General features: G+C 48.8%; 17 protein-coding genes. 8 read left to right on the top strand and 9 right to left on the bottom strand.

Going from position 1 to position 23241, the window contains the following annotated elements; all coding sequences use genetic code 11:
- Window positions 1–20: 20 nt before the first annotated feature.
- The 3 genes from LG288_RS06370 to LG288_RS06360 all read right to left on the bottom strand — a co-directional run bounded on the left by LG288_RS06370 (window position 21) and on the right by LG288_RS06360 (window position 3408).
- A complete protein-coding gene (locus tag LG288_RS06370) occupies window positions 21–1637 on the bottom strand; it encodes a GMC family oxidoreductase (protein WP_404399280.1) in 1617 nt (538 codons plus the stop codon).
- Between the two features lie 42 nt (window positions 1638–1679).
- Complete coding sequence (gene sbcB, locus LG288_RS06365) at window positions 1680–3107, bottom strand: exodeoxyribonuclease I (protein ID WP_404399279.1); 1428 nt, start codon at window positions 3105–3107, stop codon at window positions 1680–1682.
- Between the two features lie 61 nt (window positions 3108–3168).
- Window positions 3169–3408, bottom strand: a complete 240-nt coding sequence (locus LG288_RS06360; RefSeq protein ID WP_404399278.1) for a hypothetical protein — start codon at window positions 3406–3408, stop codon at window positions 3169–3171.
- 88 nt (window positions 3409–3496) lie between these two features.
- Here LG288_RS06360 and LG288_RS06355 point away from each other — a divergent pair, with 88 nt between their 5' ends.
- Together LG288_RS06355 and hrpA are read left to right on the top strand one after the other, a co-directional pair.
- A complete protein-coding gene (locus LG288_RS06355) occupies window positions 3497–4534 on the top strand; it encodes an isoaspartyl peptidase/L-asparaginase family protein (RefSeq protein WP_404399277.1) in 1038 nt (345 codons plus the stop codon).
- 11 nt (window positions 4535–4545) lie between these two features.
- Window positions 4546–8442 (top strand): ATP-dependent RNA helicase HrpA, encoded by a 3897-nt coding sequence (hrpA, locus tag LG288_RS06350; protein ID WP_404399275.1) that lies wholly within the window; start codon window positions 4546–4548, stop codon window positions 8440–8442.
- 41 nt (window positions 8443–8483) lie between these two features.
- On the opposite strand, the gene LG288_RS06345 is transcribed toward hrpA, so the two are convergent.
- The 6 genes from LG288_RS06345 to ubiG all read right to left on the bottom strand — a co-directional run bounded on the left by LG288_RS06345 (window position 8484) and on the right by ubiG (window position 14378).
- Window positions 8484–8747, bottom strand: coding sequence for a GrxA family glutaredoxin (locus LG288_RS06345; RefSeq protein ID WP_404399274.1), 264 nt, complete (start codon window positions 8745–8747; stop codon window positions 8484–8486).
- A 131-nt stretch (window positions 8748–8878) separates the two neighbouring features.
- On the bottom strand, window positions 8879–9142 hold the full coding sequence (gene yfaE / locus LG288_RS06340; RefSeq protein WP_404399272.1) for a class I ribonucleotide reductase maintenance protein YfaE: 264 nt from the start codon (window positions 9140–9142) through the stop codon (window positions 8879–8881).
- Between the two features lie 5 nt (window positions 9143–9147).
- On the bottom strand, window positions 9148–10281 hold the full coding sequence (nrdB, locus tag LG288_RS06335) for a class Ia ribonucleoside-diphosphate reductase subunit beta (RefSeq protein ID WP_404399270.1): 1134 nt from the start codon (window positions 10279–10281) through the stop codon (window positions 9148–9150).
- Between the two features lie 17 nt (window positions 10282–10298).
- Entirely contained in the window at window positions 10299–12629 is a 2331-nt protein-coding gene (nrdA, locus tag LG288_RS06330) for a class 1a ribonucleoside-diphosphate reductase subunit alpha (protein WP_404399269.1), read from the bottom strand.
- A 294-nt stretch (window positions 12630–12923) separates the two neighbouring features.
- Window positions 12924–13625: an HAD family hydrolase gene (locus LG288_RS06325; RefSeq protein WP_404399268.1), complete on the bottom strand. Its 702-nt coding sequence runs from the start codon at window positions 13623–13625 to the stop codon at window positions 12924–12926.
- Window positions 13626–13649: 24 nt separating this feature from the next.
- Window positions 13650–14378 carry a bifunctional 2-polyprenyl-6-hydroxyphenol methylase/3-demethylubiquinol 3-O-methyltransferase UbiG gene (ubiG, locus tag LG288_RS06320; RefSeq protein WP_404399266.1) on the bottom strand — a complete coding sequence of 243 codons (729 nt, stop codon included), beginning with the start codon at window positions 14376–14378 and terminating at the stop codon, window positions 13650–13652.
- 169 nt (window positions 14379–14547) lie between these two features.
- Here ubiG and gyrA point away from each other — a divergent pair, with 169 nt between their 5' ends.
- The 6 genes from gyrA (at window position 14548) to rpsA (ending at window position 23239) form a co-directional block, all read left to right on the top strand.
- On the top strand, window positions 14548–17160 hold the full coding sequence (gene gyrA / locus LG288_RS06315; RefSeq protein WP_404399265.1) for a DNA topoisomerase (ATP-hydrolyzing) subunit A: 2613 nt from the start codon (window positions 14548–14550) through the stop codon (window positions 17158–17160).
- Entirely contained in the window at window positions 17153–18238 is a 1086-nt protein-coding gene (gene serC / locus LG288_RS06310; RefSeq protein WP_404399263.1) for a 3-phosphoserine/phosphohydroxythreonine transaminase, read from the top strand. The genes gyrA and serC overlap by 8 nt, the downstream gene beginning before the upstream one ends.
- An 18-nt stretch (window positions 18239–18256) precedes the next feature.
- On the top strand, window positions 18257–19369 hold the full coding sequence (hisC, locus tag LG288_RS06305; protein ID WP_404399262.1) for a histidinol-phosphate transaminase: 1113 nt from the start codon (window positions 18257–18259) through the stop codon (window positions 19367–19369).
- A gap of 2 nt (window positions 19370–19371) precedes the next feature.
- On the top strand, window positions 19372–20673 hold the full coding sequence (gene aroA, locus LG288_RS06300) for a 3-phosphoshikimate 1-carboxyvinyltransferase (protein WP_404399261.1): 1302 nt from the start codon (window positions 19372–19374) through the stop codon (window positions 20671–20673).
- A 72-nt stretch (window positions 20674–20745) separates the two neighbouring features.
- Entirely contained in the window at window positions 20746–21435 is a 690-nt protein-coding gene (cmk, locus tag LG288_RS06295; protein ID WP_404399260.1) for a (d)CMP kinase, read from the top strand.
- A gap of 127 nt (window positions 21436–21562) precedes the next feature.
- The gene (rpsA, locus tag LG288_RS06290; protein WP_404399259.1) at window positions 21563–23239 is read left to right on the top strand and encodes a 30S ribosomal protein S1; all 1677 of its coding nucleotides are present in this window, start codon (window positions 21563–21565) and stop codon (window positions 23237–23239) included.
- Window positions 23240–23241 lie beyond the last annotated feature (2 nt).

Here is a 23241-nt window from a genome sequence, read left to right as displayed (position 1 = left end):
TGTTGTTAGTAAGCGCAGGTTCAGGCGTCGGCTTTAATTAAGTCGGCGCCTTTTTCTGCTATGGCGATAGTCGGCGCATTGGTATTGCCACTGATAACGGTGGGCATTATCGAGGCATCCACAACCCGCAAGCCTGTAACACCATTAACCCTTAACTGGCTGTCGACCACCGCCGTGCTGTCGCTGCCCATGCGGCAGGTGCTGGTAGGGTGATAAATTAACCCACACTGTTTTTTTATCTGTGCCAATAACTGCTCATCGCTGGACTCAGCTTTTGGAAATAAAATGCCGCCGTTATGCGCGGCTAAAGCCGGTTGCTGCAGTATTTCCAGCGCTTTGCGGACACCATTGATTAAGTCACGACGATCATCGGCGTCGCGTAAAAACCCATATTCGATTTGGGGCGCTTTCATAACATCGTTTGGATTTAGTGTCACTTGTCCGCGGGATCGCGGGCGCAATAGGCACACATGACAGGTAAAACCGTTACGCAAGGTGGGCCACCAGTCGTATCCACTGTCGTTAAACATCACCGGTAACAGGTGACACTGGATGTCCGGCTCGGCAATTTGTTCGGCAGAACGATAAAAGGCGCCAACTTCAGCCAGAGAATGAGCCAGCTGCCCGGAGCGGCGGAACAGATACTGAAATAAAGACGGTGCCAGTTTTATTAAGCCCCAGGGCGTCAGGGTCATGCCATCGTTTTGATGATTGCGGACATGAAGGGAAACATCCACATGTTCCTGCAAATTCTTGCCAACTTCCGGGCTATCGTAGGTTAGTTCGATGTCGTGCCGGGCCAGCTCTGCGGCGGGGCCGATGCCCGAGCGCAAGAGTACTTGCGGCGAATTAAAGGTACCGGCGGCAACAATAACTTCCTTGGCCGCGCTGGCGACATATCGATGGCCAGCACGACGATAACAGACGCCGGTTGCGCGTTTATTAGCAAACAGGACACGCTCGGTAGAGCACTCGGTTAGCACGGTTAAATTTTTGCGTTTTAATGCCGGTAGCAGGTAGGCATGGTAACTGCTGCAGCGTTTACCATTATCCATGGTAAACTGATAAGGACCATGGCCTTCCAGGTTTTCACCGTTAAAATCAGGATTAGCGGGCAAACCGAATTCATCACAGGCCGCTAAAAATTGCCGCGATACCGGATACCAGGGTTTCACATCAGAAACTTTTAATGGCCCGCTTTGGTTGTGAAAAGTACTGACACCGCGCTGATTACCTTCCGCTTTTTTAAAATATTTGAGCATGTCGTGGTAAGCCCAGCCCTGACAACCTTTAGCTGCCCAGCCGTCATAATCCGACGCCAGGCCGCGGGTATAAATCATCGCATTAATGCCACTGCTGCCGCCCAGCATTTTGCCTCGCGGGGTATATAAGCCTTGCCCCTGACGTAAGCCGGGTTCTGACTTGCTGCGGTACAGCCAGTTAAATTTGCAGCTGTGGATAAATCGGGCAAAGCCGGAGGGCATATCCGAAAAAAAACCGCCGGCACCGCAACCTGCTTCAAGTAGCAGAACACGGTGGCGGGGGTTTTCAGTAAGCCGGCTGGCCAGTACACAGCCTGCTGAGCCGGCACCAACGATGATGTAGTCGTAGTGGTGCTGACGGTAGGTTTTATTCATCAGAATGTGTTAAGAAAATCAACATTCTGTTGTTTTATCACATCACAGCGAAGCGGCATAGTCGTATAAAGATTTTAGTAAGCGCATTTTATGGCTGCTTTGCTGTTGGGTTTCAGCCAGTTGTTGAAGCCGTAACATAAAGTCTTCGGCGGAGAGCATACCCGCTGGCGGCTCCAGTAACCTCTGCTGGCAAAACTGCCGCCATCGCATTAGCTCTTGGTCGGACAGGGTAGCGGGGAAGTTTCGTGCCCGATAGCGAAACAGCAACTCAGGTAACCGCTTGTCTTCCGTGTTCAGTTGCAGGCCGGCCAGCTGTTCTGGACTGCAGGCGCGGATCATGGCCATATTGTTGCGATCCTGCTGGCTAAAAAAGCCCTGATAAAGTTGCTGATCGACGTCCCCGGTGCCACTGAAGGTGCTCTGCTGTTCGTATACCGCTACCAGCTTATCGCGCCAGTCAGGTTGGTTGAGTAACAGGTCTGCCCGTTGTGCGATGGTGTCCATATCAAGCTGAGCGGCTTGTATTGCCGGCCCGGACAGTGTTTTAAGCGGTGCTAAAAACGGACAACGGCTTAAGTTGATAATTTGCAGACCCAGTTGTGCTAACTGTTGACGTTGGCGCTGCTGCTTGTTGGCGTATAGGGCCTCGGTGATTTGTTCTATGCTGAGATCAGCAATGAGCTGCGGGTCGTGCCGCAGATCCCAGCTAATGACTGCGTTATTTTGCCGGGGGTGAAAGGCAATCGGTAAAATAACGCTTAAGTAACGTTGTTGACTGCCGTAAAAGCCGCTGACGTGTACCAGAGGTTGCAATTGCTGCCAGTTAAACAAATCAAGCAACGCGGCTTTGCGACGGATTTTATAGGCCCATTGCCATAGCTTGGGTTGTTTTTCAGCAATCAGACGGGCCAGGCCAATGGTTGCATGGACGTCGGACATGGCGTCATGAGCCTGACCATGGTCAATTTGATTGGCTGCAGTTAAGTGCTCGAGCCGCAGGCTAACCCGGCCATCGTCGCGAGTAGGCCACTCAATGCCTTCCGGGCGCAGCGCGAAACAGGCCCGGGTTACATCAATAAGGTCCCAGCGTGAATTACCGTTTTGCCAGCTGTATTCATATGGGTCATAAAAGTTGCGGTAAAACAGGGTACGCGTGACTTCATCATCAAAACGGATATTGTTATACCCGATCACCGTCGTTCCCGGCTGACTGAACTCGTGCTCAATGGCCTGACTGAAACTGGCTTCGTTGACGCCCTGATTGAGAGCTAATTGTGGCGTTATTCCAGTCACCAGCACAGCTTCCGGATTGGGAAGAAAGTCCGGCGTAGGCTGGGCATAGAGCTTTAAAGGCCGCCCTACAGGGGTAAACTGATCATCGGTTCTTAAACCGGCAAATTGAGCGGGCCGGTCAAGGTGCGGATTAGCACCCCAGGTTTCATAATCGTGCCAGTAAAAAGTTGACTGCATAAAAGTCGGCTACCGTTAGTATATTCAGAGATGGCTGAGCCAAAGGTGCGTTAACCCGCTATTATAGCCGAGTGTATGAGCTAATCACCAAATCATACGCTTTGGCTAATTTTTCTGCCACTGTCCGCTCATCCTGATGGCGAATTGCCAGTTCGGCGTGGGGCAATATTCGCTCGCCGACGCGCTTGGCAACGGTATCTTCAAGTTCTTGTTCTGATCCTGCAGCGGCTTCGGTCGGCACCTCTACGGTAATTTCACCTGCAGAACCGATGTGTTGATAATTAACACGATAAGTAGGCATATAGGCTCCATTAATCACATTGCGTTTTGGTTTAATATCCACTGTAATAGGTTGACAGATAATAATAAAACCACAAATGGGAAATCTTATGAAAAAACAACTACTCACTTCAGTACTGGCTATGGCAATGTTCGGATCCACAGCTGCTATGGCCGATCAGCATAAACACGAACAGGATGTGGCTATTGCCATTCATGGCGGCGCCGGTACCATCACCAGGGCAAATCTGAGTGATGAACAAGAGCAGGCTTATCGTGACAAACTGGCTGAGGCACTGCAGGCAGGATATGACTTGCTGGAACAAGGAGCCAGCAGTACCGATGCGGTTATTGCTGCCATTCAGGTAATGGAAGCCTCACCGTTGTTTAACTCTGGTGTGGGTGCGGTATACACCTGGGATGCTGAACACGAGCTGGATGCCTCGTTGATGGAAGGCCTAAACGGTAATGCGGGTGCTGTGTCCGGGGTTAAAACCGTAAAAAGCCCTATCCATCTGGCGCGCGAAGTGATGGAGGAATCTGTTCATGTCATGCTCAGCGGCGAAGGTGCTGAGCAGTTTGCAGAACAGCAGGGGCTTGAGTTAGTGGATAACAGTTACTTTAATACTGAGCGGCGTTATCAGCAGCTATTAAAAGCAAAAGAAAAAATAGAAAAGAGCGAGCAGCCTGAACAGCAGGCCTGGCAGTATTTGGATCTGGATTACAAATATGGCACGGTCGGTGCCGTTGCTGTGGATAAAGACGGTTTATTGAGTGCCGGAACCTCAACCGGCGGTATGACAGCAAAACGTTATGGTAGAATCGGTGACTCGCCGATTATTGGTGCAGGTACCTGGGCTGATAATGAAAGCTGTGCCGTTTCAGCAACGGGGCACGGTGAGTACTTTATTCGCCATCATGTTGCTGCGGATATTTGTTCGCGGGTAAAATACAAAGGTTTGTCGGTAACTGAAGCGGGCGATGAAGTCATTCACGGCGTTCTGCAACAGGCTGGCGGCACCGGTGGTGTAATAATTATTGATGCCGAGGGCAATGTGGCAATGCCGTTTAATACCGAGGGTATGTACCGCGGCTATATGAAAGCCGGCGGCGAGAGCGAAATTTCGATATACAATGACAATGAATAAGTCAGGAGTCTATGGATCCACAAGCGCTGATTAAGCAGTATCAGGCTGAGCTTGAACAATGTACATTACAACAGGCCGCGCAATTGCGCGGCCGTTTTCGTGGTCTACGCAAAATTAAACATGCCGGACGACGACAACAGGTTCTGGCAAAAATTAAGGATGATCTGGACGCCGCGCAGTTACAGTTTTTAGCTCGCGCTGAACAGAAATTTACCATTAATTACCCCCCACAGTTGCCGGTTGCGCAGCAGCGTGACGACATAAAGCAGGCCATCGAAAAGCATCAGGTTGTGGTAGTGGCAGGTGAAACAGGCTCGGGTAAAACGACCCAGCTACCAAAAATGTTGCTGGAAATGGGGTATGGCCGTCGTGGTGTTATAGGTCATACACAACCAAGGCGTTTAGCGGCGCGTAGTGTTGCTGCGCGGATTGGCGAAGAGTTAAAAGACAGCCAGCAACAGCAAGTCGGTTATAAGATACGGTTTCAGGACAAAACGGCGCCAACTACAGCGATTAAACTGATGACCGATGGCATGTTGTTGTCAGAGCTGCAAAATGATGCCCTGCTGCTGCAATACGATGCGATTATTATCGATGAAGCGCACGAGCGCAGCTTAAATATTGATTTTTTGTTAGGGGTGCTGCATCAGCTATTGCCTAAGCGGCCCGATTTAAAGTTGATCATAACCTCAGCGACCATTGAAACTGAGCGCTTTTCCAGACACTTTAATAACGCGCCGGTATTAACCGTAAGCGGACGCACTTATCCCGTTGAGGTACGCTACCGGCCGCCGGCAGAGGGTAAAGCTTCAGAAACTGATGTCTTACAGGGAATACTGGACGCGGTGCAGGAGTTACAGGCTGAAGGGTCCGGTGATATCCTGATTTTTGCCAGCGGCGAGCGCGAAATTCGCGATTACGCTGAGTCAATTAATGAGCTGCAATTATCGGATACCGAGGTTTTGCCGCTTTACGCCAGACTTTCTTCACATGAACAAAATCGTGTGTTTCAGAGCCATTCTAAACGCCGCGTAGTGATTGCAACCAATGTGGCTGAAACCTCGTTAACTGTGCCGGGAATTCGCTATGTCATTGATCCCGGAACCGTTCGTATTAGCCGTTACTCTTATCGTACTAAAGTGCAGAGACTGCCGATTGAGCCGATTTCTCAGGCCAGTGCCAACCAGCGTAAGGGCCGCTGTGGACGTATTGCTGCCGGCATCTGTATCCGCCTTTACAGTGAGGAAGACTTTGCCGGCCGGCCAGAGTACACAGATCCGGAAATTCTGCGGACCAATTTAGCAGCCGTTATCCTGCAAATGTCTGCATTGAGGCTGGGTGATATACGGGCCTTTCCTTTTGTGCAAAAACCTGATGAACGCTTTGTTAAGGACGGGCTAAATCTGCTGGAGGAAATTCACGCCATAGAAGCCGGCCGTAAACAGTCACAGCCAAGGCTGACAGAAACAGGCCGGCAGCTTTCAAAACTGCCGCTGGATCCGCGTTTGGCGCGCATGGTAATCGCCGCTCAGCAGCACGGCTGCGTGCGCGAAATGTTAATCATTACAGCGGCCTTAAGTATTCAGGATCCGCGAGAACGCCCCCATGATGCTAAACAAAAAGCTGACCAGTGGCATCAGCGATTTGCTGATAAAAGTTCGGATTTTAATGGCTACCTGAACCTCTGGAATTATTTAACTGAACAGCAAAAGGTTTTATCGGGTAACCAGTTCAGAAAGCAGCTGGGGCGCGAATTTCTGCACTTTATGCGAATTCGTGAATGGCAGGATGTGTATACCCAAAGCCGGCAAAGTGCTCGTGAACTGGGGCTGAGTATTAATCAGGAGCCGGCCACCTATGAGCAGGTCCATCGGGCCATACTTAGTGGTCTGATATCGCAAATCGGTTTAAAAGAGCAAAAACATGAATACCAGGGTACCCGGCAAAGCCGGTTTCATATTTTCCCGGGTTCTCATTTATTTGGCAAGCCACCTAAATGGCTGGTCAGTGCCGAGCTGGTAGAAACGTCTAAGCTGTTTGCACGGGTTAATGCAGCTGTTGAGCCTGACTGGATTGAACAGGCCGCTCATCATCTGGTGAAACACCAGTACCTGGAGCCACATTTTGAGGCCAGGCAGGGCAGTGTTGTGGCTGACCAGCAAGTGTCTTTGCTCGGCTTGATTTTGGTCGGACGGCGACGCGTGCAATACGGACCTGTGGCGCCGGCAAAGGCACGTGAGATATTTATCCGCGAAGCGTTAGTTCAGGGCCAGATAAAGCGTCAGTTACCTTTTATAAAACACAATTTAAAGCTGATTGAAAGCGTCCAGACACTGGAGGCTAAGTCACGGCGGCGCGATATTCTCGTTGATGAGCAAGAGCTCTTTGATGCTTATGAAAAACATTTGCCGGCGGGAATTTATACGGAAAAACTCTTAGCAGGCTGGTGGCATAAGGCCAGCAAGAAACAACCGGATTTATTGTTTTTTGAACGCGACGACCTGATCGGTGCTGACACCTCACACATTACCGAACAGGATTATCCGGAATTTTGGCGCCAGGGTAATTTGCGACTGCCTTTAACTTACCATTTTGAGCCTAATGCGGAAGACGATGGTGTCAGTGTCAATATTCAGCTGGCAATACTTAACCAGGTTCAGGACCAGGGCTTTGACTGGCATATCCCCGCTCTGCGCGAGGATCGTGTCGCGGCTTTAATCAAGTCGCTGCCCAAACCTATCCGGCGCAATTTTGTGCCGGCGCCTAATTATGCCAGTGCCGTGGTGGCAGATATCGAGCCGCTGCAAGGCAGATTAACGGAAGCCATGACGGAAAAATTGCGCCGTATGAGCGGCGTTACCATAGCAGACGATGCCTGGAACGAAGACGCTGTGCCACCGCATTTACGCATGAACTTTAAAATTTTTGATGGTAAAACCTTAGTCAAACAAGGCCGGGACCTTGACGCGTTAAAAGCCGGCTTATCCGATACCGTCCAGCAACGGTTGGATCAGTCAGCCGGAGAGCAGGTCAAGCGTGATGACATCGAAGACTGGGACTTCGCTCAGTTACCGGAAGTGATAACAGAACAGCAGCAGGGTTTTGAAATTAAAGCGTATCCGGGGTTAACGGTAGCCGCGGATGATAAAGCGATTGCGATACAGTTATACGACTCGGCTGCTGAGGCCGCGCAGGCCCACCGACACGGACTACGGGAACTGGTGTTAAAGCAGGTGCCGTCGCCGGTTAAATATTTACAAAAATCGCTATCTAATAAAGCCAAACTGGCCATGTATTTTAATCCCTGGGGCAAGGTCGATGCTTTGATAAAGGATTGTATTGCAGCGGCCGTTGATGAGTTGATTAATGAATATGCCCTCGATAATAACCTTGTTCGTGACGAACAAAGCTTTAAGCAGCTAAAAGAGCAGGTCAGAGCGGAACTTAATGACCGGGTCGAGCGCATTGCCGGCTATGTCGAATCCTGTTTATTGCTCAGTCAGAACATCCGTAAGCAGTTGAAAGGAAAAATTCCTCTTGATCAGATTCAGTCTCGCGGTGACGTGCAAAAGCAACTCGATCAGTTGGTTTTTAAGGGGTTTGTCAGTCAGCTGGGCGCCGAACGACTGGTGGACGTTGAACGCTATCTTGCGGCATTGCAAAAAAGACTGCAAAAGCTCCCGGTAGATCCGAACAAAGACAGGTTAATGACCTTAGCGTTGGATAAATTGGAGCAGGACTACCAAAAGCTGGAAAAGCAGCAGGGCAAAGTGGTGCCTGAGGCGGTCAGAGAAATCTACTGGATGTTGCAGGAGTTGCGAGTTTCATTTTTCGCGCAGACACTGGGGACACAATATCCGGTATCTGAGAAACGGGTTCGTAATGCGATGAAGGAATTGGCGCGCTAAGAAATTAGCGCGCAAAAGCTTTGCCTGTAGGTCAGCGGTGATTACGCATAAAGATTAAGGTTTTCTTTGGCATAAGCTTCAAATTCGGTAAAGCCGCCAACGTGGTTTTCGTCAACAAAAATCTGCGGCACTGTGTGTACCGGTTTACCAACAGTTTTTTCTAAATCAGCCTTTGAAATACCTTCGGCGTGAATGTCGATATAGCGGTAATCAAAATCGTCGCGGTCAGCTTTCAACTGCTTCGCAACATCAACGGCGCGAACACAAAAAGGGCAGCCGGGACGGCCAAAAATTACGGTGAACATAGTTTTACCTCTGCAATACTGTGATACGTCGTTGTTGCGTACCGGGGTCAAATAAAGTGGCCTATTATCCACTTTTTACGGTTGTTTACCAACGACATGAAACGAATGTATTTATCGAAAAAATCGATAAGTTAATGATCTAAGTCTAGATCAGATTCGGGTACACAACAACAGGGCAGGATATCACCTTTGCGGATATAGGCGAGGGGTTCGGTCAAATAGCGCACACTACCGGCCTTTAGGGTTGAGCGACAGGCGCCACAAAACCCGCTTTTGCAGTGGTAATGAACATCCAGTTGACGAGCTTCAAGGGCTTCAAGCAAAGTCCCTTTGGAAGCGTCAACGGCCAGCTCATGCTTGCCGTTAACAACCACTTTAAAGATAGTCTGGCTCATGCCGCTTACAGGTCAAAGTCCCCTAAATCCGATGCGTTCACGCTACTGTCAATCTGGCCCACCAGATAAGAGCTTATTTCTGCTTCTTGAGGCGCTACCTGAACGTTATCGGAAACCAGGTATTTGTTCATCCAAGGCAACGGATTCGAACGTTGCTCAGGGAAAGGAGCATCAAATCCAATGGCCTGCATGCGAAGATTAGCAATGTATTCTACATACTGGCACAACATACTTTCATTCAGTCCGATCATCGAACCGTCTTTAAATAAGTAATGAGCCCATTGTTTTTCTTGCTTTACTGCGGTCATGAAAATTTCATAAGCATCGTCCCGCAGCTCTTCAGCAATTTCTTTCATTTCCGGGTCATCTTCGCCATATTGCCATAAATTCAGCATATGCTGTGTCGAGGTTAAATGAACGTTCTCATCACGGGCAATTAAGCGAATAATTTTTGCGTTGCCTTCCATCATCTCGCGCTCGGCAAAGGCAAAAGTACAGGCAAAGCTGACATAAAACCTTACCGCTTCCAGTGCGTTGACGGAATTGATGCATAAAAACAGTTTTTTCTTTAATTCACGCATGGAGACATGGTGGACTTCGCCGTTCACTTCTATGTCGCCTTCGCCATGTGTTTGCCACAATTGCGTATAGAAAATCAGGTCATCGTAATATTGTGAGATATCCCGGGCGCGCATTTTTATCTGTTCGTTGATAACAATGTCATCAAACACTTCACTGGGATCACTGAACAAATTACGCAAAATGTGAGTGTATGAGCGCGAGTGAATGGTTTCAAAAAATGACCAGGTTTCAATCCAGGTTTCCAGTTCCGGCAGCGACACAATGGGTAATAAGGCGATGTTGGGACTGCGGCCCTGGATCGAATCGAGTAGGGTCTGGTATTTTAAGTTTGAAATAAAAACGTGTTTTTCGCTTTGCGTTAATTTGGCAAAGTCAACTCGATCACGGCTGACATCAACCTCTTCGGGGCGCCAGAAAAAACTGATTTGTTTTTCAATTAGCTTCTCGAAAATACTGTGTTTCTGTTGGTCATAGCGCGCCACGTTAACCGAGTTGCCAAAAAACATCGGTTCAGCTAACTGATCATTATTAAGTTGATTAAAGGTTGAATAAGACACTCGACAAACTCCTGTGATTAAATCTTACACGCACCGCCGGCACAATCATCATCTTCTTCGATAATGACTTCGTTAGGGTTAGGTGCTTGTCTGGCTTGACGTTGAGACTCGCTGATATTGGCCTGATTATCTGCTGCCCCATCGCGAGTGTTGTGGTAATACAAGGTTTTTACACCCATTTTGTAAGCCGTGAGTAAATCCTGCAGTAATTGCTTCATGGGCACTTTACCACCCTCAAACTTGGTCGGATCGTAATTTGTGTTGGCCGAAATGGTTTGGTCAACAAACTTCTGCATAATGCCAACCAGCTGCAGGTAACCTTTGTTATCGGGTATCTGCCACAATAGCTCGTAGCTGTCTTTCAGCGTATCGTAATCAGGCACGACCTGCTTAGTTACGCCGTCTTTGGACGCTTTGACACTGACAAAGCCACGAGGGGGCTCAATACCGTTAGTCGCGTTTGAAATCTGCGAGGAGGTTTCTGATGGCATAAGCGCCGACAGCGTCGAGTTACGCATGCCGTACTGACGGATGTCCTCGCGCAATTGCTGCCAGTCCAGCTGCAGCGGCTCGTTGCAAAAAGCATCCAGATCTTTTTTGTAAGTATCCGTTGGCATAATGCCTTGCGAGTAGGTGGTCTCATTAAATTTCGGACAGGCACCTTTTTCTTTTGCTAACTGCACCGAGGCTTTCATCAGGTAATACTGCATCGCCTCGAAGGTTCGGTGTACCAGAGCATTAGCAGAACCGTCGGAATATTTAACCCCGTGCTTAGCCAGATAGTAGGCAAAATTAATCACGCCAATGCCCAGGGTACGACGGTTCATGGTGGCGTTGTAAGCTGCCGGTACTGGATATTCCTGATAATCCAGCAGACTATCGAGGGCACGTACTGCAAGCTCGGCCAGCTCTTCAAAATCTTCCAGCTTTTCAATTTTGCCCAGGTTAAATGCCGATAGGGTGCATAAGGCAATTTCGCCTTCTTCATCATTAACATGGCTAAGAGGTTTGGTCGGCAAAGCAATCTCCAGGCACAAGTTACTCTGGCGAATTGGCGCTACCTTAGCATCGAACGGACTGTGGGTATTACAGTGGTCGACGTTTTGTACATAGATACGGCCAGTACTCGCTCGTTCCTGCATGAACAAGCCAAACAGCTCTATAGCTTTAATCCGTTTTTTACGGATGCTGTCGTCATTTTCATACTGAAGGTACAAGCGGTCAAAGGCCGCCTGATCTTCAAAAAACGCATCATACAGGCCGGGTACATCTGACGGACTGAACAAGGTAATGTAGTCATCTTTTACCAGGCGCTGGTACATTAAGCGGTTAAACTGCACCCCATAATCGAGATGGCGAACACGGTTTTCTTCGACACCGCGGTTATTTTTTAATACCAGCAGGTTCTCGATTTCCAGGTGCCACAGCGGATAAAACAGGGTCGCAGCGCCGCCGCGGACTCCACCTTGAGAGCAACTTTTTACCGCTGTCTGAAAGTACTTGTAAAACGGGATACAGCCGGTATGAAAAGCTTCGCCGTTCCGGATAGGGCTACCCAGGGCGCGGATGCGGCCGGCATTAATACCAATCCCGGCACGCTGGGAAACGTACTTAACAATAGCGCTGGCCGTGGCATTAATCGAGTCAAGACTATCACCGGCTTCAATTAGCACACAGGACGAAAACTGACGCGTGGGTGTCCTGACGCCTGACATAATCGGTGTCGGTAAGGAAATTTTAAACTCTGAAGTCGCATCGTAGAATCGCTTAATAAAATCCATCCGGGTGGCTTTTGGATAGTTAGCGAACAAACAGGCAGCTACCAGAATATAAAGGAATTGCGCGCTTTCATAAATATCCCCGGTGACACGGTTTTGTACCAGATATTTATTTTCCAGTTGTTTTACCGCGGCATAAGAAAAATTCATGTCACGCCAGTGGTCGATCAGCTCGTCCATCTGATCGAATTCCTGCTCACTGTAGTCATCCAGCAGGTGCTTATCGTAGCGTTGTTCTGCCACCATCTTTTTAACATGCTCGAACAGGCGCGGTGGCTCAAACTTACCGTAAGCGCGTTTTCGCAAATGGAAAACCGCCAGTCGTGCGGCCATATACTGGTAATCAGGAGCTTCTTCGGAAATTAAGTCGGCGGCTGCTTTTATGATGGTTTCATGGATGTCTTCAGTTTTTATGCCGTCGTAGAACTGAATGTGCGATTTAATCTCGACCTGAGAAGCCGATACATTGTGCAGACCTTCCGCAGCCCACATGATGACACGGTGAATTTTATCAAGATTCAACGGTTCGCGTTGACCATTGCGTTTGGTGACAAAAAGTTGATCGTTCATTTGGCGCTGCTCTTTATCTATTTGTTATGCTGGATGAACACAAGATATTGTGCAAAAAAGCCCCTGATTATGGAATAGGCACAATATCTAGGGGTTTGGTATAAGCCGTATGCTAGAATTAACAGGGGCAGTGATCAAGTGAAATCGCATGAAAATAATCGCAAATACCGCTTGCAAAAAGCGCCGTCGCTACGCAAGTCTTTAGCTGCTTGCATTTGCGCAGAAGCATGGGGCGCTATAATTTTTTGGACTTTCAAAATAGATTTTTAGTATTACCGGTTCTAAGTGCGACCATTAATGAGTGCGCTCACTAATGGCCAGAATGTTTAGCAGATCGAGCGGGTGTTCAATGGTGTAATCTGCGCCCCAGCGTTGCGGCTGGTCACTATCGTTAATATAGCCATAATTTGCCAGTACGGTAACCATACCAGCATTGCGTCCGGCTTCAATGTCACGCTCGGCATCGCCAACATAAATGCATTGGTCGCTATCAACCAGCAGTTGTTTAGCGGCATGCAGCAGAGGATCAGGGTGAGGCTTTGCCACCGCCAGGGTATCGCCACCGACGACAATTTCGATGGCAGCCAACTCGGGATAATGAGGCAATAACAGCTGTGTTAAGGCATGGGGTTTATTAGTGACAATCGCCACCGCGATATTGGCATTAGCCAGGGTGCTTAGTAACTGGCTAATACCGTCAAATAATTTTGAATGAACCGCAATGTTTTGCTCATAGTGGCTTAAGAAGCGGTTTTTTAGTGATTGGTATTGGTTGCTTTGCAAATCCTCCATATGATCGGCAAAAGCAAGTTCTAACAAACCGCGCGAACCATGCGAGGCTACTTTACTGAACAGCTCTTCAGCTACCTCGGGCCGGCCATGATAGCGGCAGACATGATTTAATGCTGCACCTAAGTCCATAGCGGTATCCAGTAACGTACCGTCCAGATCAAATAAAATCGCTTTAACGGGCTTAACGTCGCTCGTTTTACTCATGGCCTTTCCTTTTGTTCGGCTAACTTAACAAGGTTTATAAAGAGCGACGATATAGTTAACATCCACGTCATCGGCTTGCAGCTGAAACCCTTTTAACGGGTGATAAACAATGCCGCTCATTGCAATTGGCTGCAAACCCGCCTTATCGGTCATGTTTAATAGTTCCGATGGCTTGATAAAACGCTGATGATCATGGGTGCCTTTGGGGACCCAACGTAAAACGTGCTCGGCGGCAACGATACCTAATAGCCAGGATTTGAGGTTTCGGTTCAGGGTGGAAAAAAATATTTTTCCACCCGGCTTAACCAGAGCTGCGCAGGCACGCACAACCGATTCGGGATCAGGAACGTGCTCCAGCATCTCCAGACAGGTGACAACGTCGAACTGCTCAGCGTGTTGTGCGGCAAAGCGTTCTGCTGAAATACATTGGTAGCTAATCTCTAACTGACTCTCAAGCGCATGCAGGCGGGCCACCTCGAGCGACTGTTCCGCCAGGTCTATTCCCTTCACATCAGCCCCCCGGGCTGCCATGCCTTCACTTAGTAAGCCACCGCCACAACCGATATCCACTGCCCGGCGACCGAACAGACCGTCGCTGTGTTGTTCAATAAAGTCCAGCCGCAAGGGGTTAATTTGATGTAAGGGTTTGAATTCACCCTGAGGGTCCCACCAACGGGAGGCCAACGCTGAAAACTTATCGATTTCAGCGTTATCGACGTTCGAGTCATTCAGGTTATTTTCTTTTACGGTCATTTTGGTTACTCAGGTTCGGGCGGTGTTTAGTAAACAGCCGGGCAATTACAGTATGCCTAGCATACCGCAGCCAGTGATTGTTAAAAAGAGGGTGCGAGATGGGTTTGGTATGGGTACAATAGGGAGATCATTATAACAACGAACTTGCGGATTTTTTAGGGACAAATATATGAGCGATTTAGCCAGAGAAGTGTCACCCGTCAACATTGAGGATGAGTTAAAGAGCTCTTACCTCGATTACGCTATGAGTGTAATTGTTGGCCGTGCCTTACCTGATGTACGTGACGGATTAAAACCCGTTCACCGTCGCGTGTTATTTGCGATGAACGAACTGCGCAATGATTTCAATAAACCATACAAAAAATCAGCTCGGGTCGTCGGTGACGTCATTGGTAAATATCACCCTCATGGTGACTCGGCAGTCTATGACACTATTGTGCGGATGGCGCAACCTTTCTCGCTACGTTACACGCTGGTTGATGGTCAGGGCAACTTTGGGTCGGTAGATGGTGACTCAGCCGCTGCGATGCGTTACACCGAAATCAGGATGCAGAAAATCGCGCATCAGCTGTTAGCGGATCTGGACAAAGAAACCGTTGATTTTGTTGACAACTACGATGGCACAGAACGCATTCCCGATGTCTTGCCAACCCGAATTCCTAATTTGCTGGTTAATGGTTCGTCAGGTATCGCTGTTGGTATGGCAACCAATATTCCGCCGCATAATTTAAACGAAGTGATCAATGGCACTCTGGCCATGATCGATCGCCCTGAAATTACCATTGATGAACTGATGGAATACATTCCTGGTCCGGATTTTCCAACGGCCGCCAGTATCTCCGGACGCTCGGGCATTATCGAAGCCTATAAAACAGGCCGCGGACGCATTCACTTGCGGGCTAAAGCAAACGTCGAAGTGGACGAAAAGTCCGGCCGCGAAAGCATTATTGTGACCGAGATTCCCTATCAGGTTAACAAGGCCCGGTTAATAGAAAAGATCGCCGAGCTGGTAAAAGAGAAGCGTTTAGAAGGTATCACTGGTTTGCGCGATGAATCCGATAAAGACGGCATGCGCATTGTTATCGAGATTCGCCGCGGCGATGTCGCTGAAGTTGTTTTAAACCATCTTTACGCCAATACCCAAATGCAAGTCGTTTTTGGCATCAATATGGTGGCGTTGGATAAAGGGCAGCCGCGGCTGTTTAACCTTTACGATATGCTTAATGCCTTTATCCGTCACCGCCGTGAAGTGGTTACCCGACGTTCGGTATACGAACTGCGTAAAGCACGCGAACGCGCCCACATTTTGGAAGGTCTCGCCATTGCTCTGGCTAATATTGACGAAATCATCGAGTTGATTCGTCAGTCGCCAACGCCGGCTGAAGCTAAAACCGCTTTAACTGCCCGCAGTTGGTTGCTGGGTAATGTGGCCGGCATGCTTGAAGCGACTGGTGTTGATGCCGCGCGTCCGGATCATCTGCCGGCTGAATACGGTATTCGTGACGGTAACTATTACCTGACCGAAGAACAAGCGCAGGCAATTCTGGATCTACGCTTGCACAAGCTGACCGGTCTGGAACATGAGAAGATTCTGGAAGAATACAAAGGGATCTTAGACCAAATTGCTGAGCTACTGCATATTCTGAGTTCAACGGAACGTCTGATGGAAGTGATTCGCGAGGAGCTTATCGAAGTGCGCGGTAACTTTGGTGACGAACGACTCACTGAGATTACGGCAGCGACTCACGACATCAGCATGGAAGATCTAATCAACGAAGAAGATGTAGTTCTGACACTGTCCCATGAGGGCTACGTAAAATATCAGCCCTTAACCGAGTATGAAGCGCAAAAACGCGGTGGTAAGGGTAAAGCTGCGACTAAAATGAAGGATGAAGACTTTGTCGAAAGGCTGTGGGTGGCTAATACCCATGACACCATTTTGTGCTTCTCGACCCGCGGCCGTATTTACTGGATGAAAGTTTACCAACTGCCACTGGCCAGCCGGGCGGCGCGGGGTAAGCCTATAGTTAACTTGCTGCCGTTAGAAAATGACGAGCGCATTACCGCAATTTTGCCAACTCGTGATTACCCGGAAGATAAGTTTGTGGTTATGGCTACCCAGATGGGAACGGTTAAGAAAACCCCACTAGCCGAATACTCACGGCCGCGTAGCGGCGGTATTATTGCCCTGAACCTGAATGGCGACGACGAGCTTATTGGCGTGGATATTACCGACGGAGACCAGGAAATTATGTTGTTCTCTGACGCCGGAAAAGTGGTCCGCTTTAAAGAAGATCAGGTACGCTCGATGGGCCGGACCGCAACCGGCGTTCGTGGTATCAGACTTGAACCAGAGCAGCGGGTGGTATCGTTAATCGTGCCGCGCAGTTACGAAGACCAACAGGCGGCCATTTTAACGGTTACGGAAAACGGCTTTGGTAAGCGCACATCAGTAGCTGAGTACCCCACTAAGAGCCGCGCTACTAAAGGCGTACTGTCAATAAAAGTCAGCGAACGCAACGGCAATGTTGTTGGTGCTATGGAAGTTATCGACGGCAATGAAATTATGCTGATCAGTAATAAGGGTACTTTAGTGCGCACCCGGGTAAACGAGGTGTCCAGTGTTGGCCGTAATACCCAGGGGGTACGTCTGATTCGCACCGGTGAAGATGAAAAAGTCGTTGGCCTGCAACGAATTGACGAAATGGAAGACGATGAAATCGCGGCGCTGGAAAACGAAGCCAGCGAAGCGACAGACGAGCAGGCTGGCCAGGATGACTGATTTGTTTAACTTTTCTGCCGGCCCTGCGATGTTACCTAAAGAGGTCATGCAGCAGGCGCAGCAGGAATTGTTAAACTGGCAAGGGCAGGGAGTTTCGGTGATGGAGCTTTCGCACCGGGACCCCGCCTACGTAAAAATGGCCCGTCAGGCAGAACAGGATCTGCGCGATTTGTTAGCCGTACCGGACGATTACGAAGTGTTGTTTTTGCAAGGGGGCGGTCGCGGACAATTTGCTGCCGTACCACAAAACATTGCCAGTAAGTCAGCGACCGTTGATTATCTTGATAGCGGCATATGGTCCGGTTATGCCATCCGCGAAGCGGAAAAGTTTGTTAACCGGGTTAATGTGGTAGGTGGCCAGCAGCAGCAAGCTAATGGCAAAGCACTGACACCACGGAGTGACTGGAAGTTGTCTGAAGATGCCGCTTACTTTCACTATTGCCCCAATGAAACCGTTGATGGTATCGCGCTGCACCAAATTCCGGATGATATTGCCGCCCCGTTGGTGGCAGATATGTCATCGAATCTGTTATCAGAGCCCCTGGATGTTAGCCGGTTTGGAGTAATTTACGCCGGTGCGCAAAAAAATATCGGACCCTCAGGGTTTGCCGTGGTTTTAGTTAAACGGGACTTATTGGGGACACCGCAAACTGAATTGAGCTCAATTATGGACTACCAAATCCAGGCTAAGAGTAGCTCAATGTATAATACCCCTAATACCTTTGCCTGGTACCTGTCCGGTTTAGTCTTTAAGTGGCTTAAAGAAATTGGCGGACTACAGGAGATGGGACGGCGGAATCATCGCAAAGCAGAACTGTTATATCAGTACCTGGATCAGTCTGAATTTTATCGTAATGAAGTGCAGCCAGAATACCGTTCAATCATGAATATTCCCTTTCAGCTGGCTGACAAAAAGCAGGAGCTACGCTTTTTGCAACAAGCGCAGGCGCAGGGCCTGTCAGGATTAAAAGGACACCGCTTTGTCGGTGGCATGAGAGCCAGCCTGTATAACGCCATGCCGGAGGAAGGGGTACACGCTTTAATTCAGTTTATGGACGAATTTCAACGCAAACTATAACAACAATAGGTCGTTATTATGTCAGTATTTGATGCAAAAGCCGCCGCTAACCCAGGCGTACGGCAATTACAGCCTTATCAGGCAGGCAAACCCATGGACGAGTTACAACGCGAGCTGGGTTTAGCAAAAGTAATTAAGCTTGCTTCGAATGAGAATCCGTTAGGACTCAGTGGAAAGGTCCGCACGGCGTTGCAGGCCGAAGTCGAGGAGTTAATTCGTTACCCGGACGCTAATGGCTTTTATTTAAAAAGTAAATTGGCCGCGTTACATCAAGTACAGCCGCAACAAATTACTCTTGGCAATGGCTCTAACGATGTATTGGAAATATTAGCCCGTACCTTTGTAAGTGCTGCAGACGAAGTGATTTATTCGCAACATGCATTTGTTGTTTACCCACTGGTTACTCAGGCTATCGGCGCTAAGGGGGTGTCTGTCGCGGCCCGTAATTATGGCCATGACCTGGATGCAATGGCAGCGGCTGTTAGCGAAAAAACCAAGATGATTTTTGTTGCTAACCCAAATAATCCAACCGGCACCTTTCTAACCACTGAAGCTTTACAGAGCTTTTTAGATAAGGTCCCGTCAAGGGTGTTGGTGGTGCTGGACGAAGCCTATTCAGAATACGTGCCTGAGAATGAACGAGCCCCATCCGTTGCATGGTTGCATGACTATCCCAATTTAGTGGTATCACGGACCTTTTCCAAGGCTTACGGGTTAGCCGGATTACGAGCAGGCTATGCGGTCAGCAGCGTGGAAATCGCTGATTTGATGAACCGCATCCGACAGCCATTTAATGTAAATTCGCTGTCATTAAAAGCCGCAGAAGTGATACTGGACGACCATGAGTATTTGCAAAAAGCGGTCCGGGTAAACCAGCAGGGGATGCAGCAGTTAACTGAGTTTTGCCAGCAAAATGGCTATAATTATATCCCTTCCTACGGTAACTTTCTGACTATCGAAGTGGGGCCTGATGCCGGCGAAATCTACCAAAAATTATTGCACCAGGGTGTTATCGTCCGGCCGGTGGGTGGCTATGGTCTGCCTAATCACCTGCGGGTTAGTATTGGCTTGCCGGAAGAGAATCAGGCCTTTATTGATGCCATGAATCGCATCGCTTCAGCCAAGAATTAATCATGTCGAAGTTACCGGATACACTCAGGCTGCAGTCAGTGGTACCTTGCAGCGGCGAAGTTACTTTACCCGGTTCAAAGAGTATTGCTAATCGGGCCTTACTGTTAGCAGCGCTGTGCCGGCAGCCTGTGGTATTGCACAACATGTTGCGCAGTGACGATACCGCCCGCATGATGGACGCTCTAAATGCTTTGGGTGTCGGCCTGACAGTGGACAATCATACTCAGGTGACGGTGGCCGGTTGCGGCGGTCGCTGGAAGCCACAGCAGCAAGTTTTGCAGCTGGGTAACGCCGGTACAGCAATGCGGCCGTTACTGGCGGTGTTAGCAGCAACTTTAAACGACGATCAACAACTGCGCCTGGACGGTGACCCACGCATGCGCGAGCGGCCCGTCAAAGATCTGGTTGATAGTCTGGCGCAACAACAGGCCGGCATCAGCTATCTGGGCCAGCAGGGTTATCCGCCTGTGGAAGTGTGTGGAGGGCTTCAGGCCGGCCACTTCAGCATTGACGGCAGTGTCTCCAGCCAGTTCATCAGTGCCTTGTTAATTGCTTTACCGCTGTTAGCGGGAGACTCCAGTTTAACCTTGACCGGAAATATTGTTTCGCGGCCCTACATTGATTTAACTCTGGCCATGCTGGACGATTTTGGTGTGCGTATTGACACGGTTTCTGAGCAGGAGTTTTTTATTCCCGGTAAACAGTCATTGCGCTCGCCGGGTGATTACTTTGTCGAGGGCGATGCCAGTGGTGCCAGTTACTGGATGGCGGCAGCCGCTATTAGTGGTGGAAGCCTGACCATTAAAGGGGTGGGAAAAGACTCTATTCAGGGGGATGTCGACTTTACTGAAGTCGTCAGCCGCATGGGTGCTGATGTCGAATTTTTTGCAAACGCTATCCGGGTTACCGGAGGGCAGCCCTTGCAGGCTATTGATTTTGATGGCAATGCCATACCCGACGCCAGTATGACTTTAGCGCCTCTTGCGTTATTTGCAAAGGGTACAACGGCAATACGAAATGTGGCTAACTGGCGAGTGAAAGAAACCGACCGATTAGCGGCTATGGCTACAGAGTTGCGAAAAACCGGAGCTACGGTAGAAGAGGGGTCTGACTACTTGCTGATAACTCCCCCCGAACGCTGGCAGCATGCAACGGTCGACACTTACGATGACCACCGTATGGCAATGTGTTTTGCCCTGGCTTCTTTTTCGCCGGCAGGTGTCAGCATTAATGATCCGGCCTGTTGCGCAAAAACCTACCCACAGTTTTTTAGCGAATTTTCACGGCTTTGTCATCTAACTTAGGGTGCAAAAATTTAACGAGCGCGTATAATTGCGCCGCTAATCATTGCGATAGGGAGCGTAACAGAGGATTCTATGACAGCGCATACGCCAGTTATAACAATTGATGGACCAAGTGGCTCGGGCAAAGGCACCGTAAGTCGTTTATTAGCGGAAAAATTAGGCTGGCACCTGTTGGATAGCGGGGCCATATACCGGGTGTTGGCGCTGGCCGCACTGCATCATGATTTTTCCGAAAGCAATGAAGAAAGTCTGGCCGCCCTGGCCGTGGATCTCGACGTTAAATTTGAAGCGCAAGAGGATGATGGTTTAACTCACATCATTCTTGAAGGTGAGGACGTGACTTTAACCATCCGCACCGAGAAAGTCGGCAATATGGCCTCAAAGATTGCTGCCTTACCGCGGGTCCGGGAAGCCTTGTTGCGACGCCAAAGAGCATTCAAAGAAAATCCGGGTCTGGTTGCAGATGGCCGCGATATGGGCACGGTAGTATTTAACGACGCCGATGCTAAGGTATTTTTAACCGCTTCCGCACAGGAAAGAGCCGACCGGCGCTATAAGCAATTGCGAGAAAAAGGCTTTGATGCTAATATTGAACAATTAATAGGCGAAATCGAAGAGCGCGATAAACGTGATACCGAACGCAGTGTCGCGCCATTATTACCAGCTGAAGATGCGCTATATATTGATTCGACAGAATTGAGCGTGGAGCAGGTAATGGAACAAATTTTGGCATTTGTGCGTAGCAAATTGCCACAGGACTAGCTAATCAGGCAATGTTGTCATTGCCTGATTATTTAGGTGTCTGCTGTAAGGATACCCGCAGACTTTATTCATAACCCCGCTGTACAGGATGTTCAGTGGCCGTCATTAAAAAGCGAAGTTATTTAATATGTCAGAAAATTTTGCACAGCTGTTTGAAGAAAGCCTAAAAGAAGTCGAAACTCGCCCGGGCTCCATCGTTAAAGGTACCATCGTCGGTATTGAAAAAGATCTTATTCTAGTCGACGCAGGCCTTAAATCTGAAAGTGCTATCCCAGCCGAACAATTCCGCAATGCTGAAGGCGAACTTGAAGTAGCAATCGGTGATGAAGTCGATGTTGCTCTGGATGCAGTTGAAGACGGTTTTGGTGAAACTATTCTTTCACGCGAAAAAGCTAAGCGCTACGAAGCCTGGCTGCAGCTGGAAAAAGCATACGAAGATAACGCAACTGTTACCGGTATTATTTCTGGTAAAGTTAAAGGTGGCTTTACTGTCGACCTTGGTGGCGTTCGTGCCTTCTTACCAGGTTCTCTGGTTGATGTTCGTCCAGTACGTGAAACAACTCACCTGGAAAACAAAGACCTGGAATTCAAAGTTATTAAGCTGGATCAGAAGCGCAACAACGTTGTCGTTTCACGCCGTGCTGTTATTGAAAAAGAAAACAGTGCAGAGCGCGAAGAGCTGCTTGAAAACTTGCAGGAAGGTCAAGAAGTTAAAGGTATCGTCAAAAACCTTACTGACTACGGCGCATTTGTTGATTTAGGTGGCGTAGACGGTCTGTTACACATCACTGATATGGCCTGGAAGCGTGTTAAGCACCCCAGCGAAATTGTCAATGTTGGTGATGAAATCACTGTTAAAGTACTTAAGTTTGACCGCGAACGTACGCGCGTTTCACTGGGTCTGAAACAGTTAGGCGAAGATCCTTGGGCAGATATCGCTAATCGTTATCCAGAAGGTACCCGTTTAACCGGTCGTGTTACGAATCTGACTGATTACGGTTGCTTTGTAGAAATCGAAGAAGGTGTGGAAGGTCTGGTACACGTTTCCGAAATGGACTGGACAAACAAAAATGTACACCCTTCTAAGGTTGTTAACCTGGATGATACTGTTGAAGTTATGGTTCTGGAAATCGACGAAGAACGTCGTCGTATTTCTCTTGGCCTTAAGCAGTGTAAGCCAAACCCATGGGAAGAGTTTGCTAAAAACCACAATAAAGGCGAGCAAGTTACCGGTAAGATCAAGTCAATCACTGACTTTGGTATCTTTATTGGTCTTGACGGCGGTATTGATGGTCTGGTTCACTTATCTGACATCAGCTGGAACGCAACCGGTGAAGAAGCGGTTCGCGATTACAAAAAAGGCGAAGAAGTTACTGCCGTTGTAATGCAAGTTGACGCCGAGCGTGAGCGTATTTCTTTGGGCATCAAACAGCTTGAAGAAGACCCGTTCAACAACTATTTAGCAGCTAATAAGAAAGGAACTGTTGTTACAGGTACCGTTTCTGAAGTCGATGCTAAAGGCGCTAAAGTTGAATTGGCAGACAGCGTTGAAGGCTACGTTCGCGCCGCAGATATTTCACGCGACCGTGTCGAAGACGCATCAACTGAACTGAGCGTTGGCGATTCCGTTGAAGCACGCTTCATGGGTGTTGATCGTAAAAACCGTGTTATCAGCTTATCTATCCGTGCGAAAGATGAAGTTGAAGAAAAAGAAGCGGTTGAGCAAGTCAACAAGCAACAAGACAGCTCAGGCCTGAACAGCGCAATGGCTGAAGCATTTAAAGCCGCTAAAACTGACGACTAAAA

It is taken from the genome of Idiomarina seosinensis (genome assembly GCF_044797955.1).
Taxonomy (GTDB): domain Bacteria; phylum Pseudomonadota; class Gammaproteobacteria; order Enterobacterales; family Alteromonadaceae; genus Idiomarina; species Idiomarina seosinensis_A.
The sequence above is the reverse complement of the archived record's forward strand: the minus strand, read 5'-3'. Positions and strand labels throughout refer to the sequence as shown.